The organism is Isoptericola sp. NPDC058082 (genome assembly GCF_042885055.1).
GTDB lineage: Bacteria > Actinomycetota > Actinomycetes > Actinomycetales > Cellulomonadaceae > Isoptericola.
This window is the reverse complement of sequence record NZ_JBHVSQ010000015.1, coordinates 101,392-102,967: the sequence shown is the minus strand read 5'-3', so window position 1 is coordinate 102,967 and position 1,576 is coordinate 101,392. Positions and strand designations below refer to the sequence as shown.

Sequence of the window (1,576 nt, the reverse complement as noted above, 5' to 3'; positions counted from 1 at the left end):
CCGGTCGGCACCGCGAATATGGGGGTGACGAGGGGGGGGGAGGGGGGGAGAGGATAGGGGGGAAAGAGGGGGGGGGGAGACCCCCAGAGGGGGGCGTAGCCCTGCGGGGGCGCCGGCTCCCGGCCCCTTGGTGTCAGACCCGCGTCAGACCCGCGCGGCGTCCTGCCCCTCGGCGTCCGTCGCGGCCGCACCCGGCTCGGTGGCGCCGTCCGCCCGCTGCATCCGCACGACGGCACGTCGCGCGACGAACGTGCCGACCGCGCCGAGCAGCAGCACCACCATGAGGAAGTACATGCCGGCCTCGGTGGTCCCGGTCGCCTGGGTGAAGAGGCCCACCACGTACGGGCCGATGAAGCCGCCGAGGTTGCCGAACGAGTTGATGGCCGCGATCGCCACGGCGGCCGTGGCCCCGGCGAGCACGCCGCTCGGCAGGGACCAGAAGACGCCCGCGATGGAGTACACGCAGAACGCCGCGAGGGACAGGGCGGCGAGCTGCAGCACCGGCGACGCGACGGCCGCGCTCGCGCCCATGCCGATCGCGGACCCGACGAACAGGCAGGCGAGCGGCACCCAGTTGTCCCGGAAGTGCCGGGCCGCCCAGCGCGACGTCACCAGCACGCCCACGAGCGCGAACAGGTACGGGACGTCGGTGAGGATGCCGGTCTGCAGGGTGGAGGTGGAGAACTGGTTCACCACCTGGGGCAGCCAGAACGACAGGCCGTACACGCCCACGGTCGAGGGGAAGAACAGCAGGGCGAAGACCAGCACCCGCTTGTCGATCAGCGTGCGCAGCGGGTTCTTCCCGTCCTCCTGCTTGCGCTCCGCCTTGTCCTTCTCGAGCTCGTGCTCGATCCAGTCGGCCTCGTCCTTCGTCAGCCACTTCGCGACGCGCGGCGTCTCCGGCAGGAACTTCCAGGTCGGGATCGCCATGAGCACGGCGGCCGCGCCCACGACGAGGAACAGCCACTGCCAGCCGGACATGCCGAGCCCGGACACGCCGAGCAGCCAGCCGGCCAGCGGCGACATGATGATGAAGGCGAGCGGCGCCGAGATCACGAACGTGCCCGTCGCCTTCGTCCGGTGCCGGTGCGGGAACCACGTGGTGAGGTAGAAGATCACGCCGGGGTAGAACCCGGCCTCGGCGACGCCGAGGAGGAAGCGCAGCACGTAGAAGCTGATCGGCCCCTGCGTGAGGGCCATCGCGGCGGTGATGATGCCCCAGGTGACGAGGATGCGCACGAACCACATCCGCGGCCCGTACTTCTGCATGAGGACGTTGCTCGGCACCTCGAACAGGAAGTACGCGATGAAGAACAGCCCGGCGCCGAGGCCGAACGCCGCGTCGCCGATGCCGACGTCCGCGCCCATGCTGAGCTGGGCGAACCCGACGGCGGAGCGGTCGATGTAGGCCACCGTGTAGAGGGCCACCAGCAGCGGCAGCAGCCGCATCGTGACCTTCCGGACGAGGGCGGGCTCGTTGACCTGTGTCACGTTCGAAGACTCCTGTGTCTCGTGCGGGGCACGGCTCGACGACGGGCCGTGCACGGGGCGCGGCGCGACCCCGACGGGGTCGCGC

1 protein-coding gene is annotated in these 1,576 nt (G+C 71.1%); it reads right to left on the bottom strand.

Annotated elements, in window-relative coordinates; genetic code table 11:
* Positions 1 to 144: 144 nt before the first annotated feature.
* A complete protein-coding gene (locus ACFVS0_RS17750) occupies positions 145 to 1,491 on the bottom strand; it encodes an MFS transporter (RefSeq protein WP_430588686.1) in 1,347 nt (448 codons plus the stop codon).
* Positions 1,492 to 1,576: the final 85 nt, after the last annotated feature.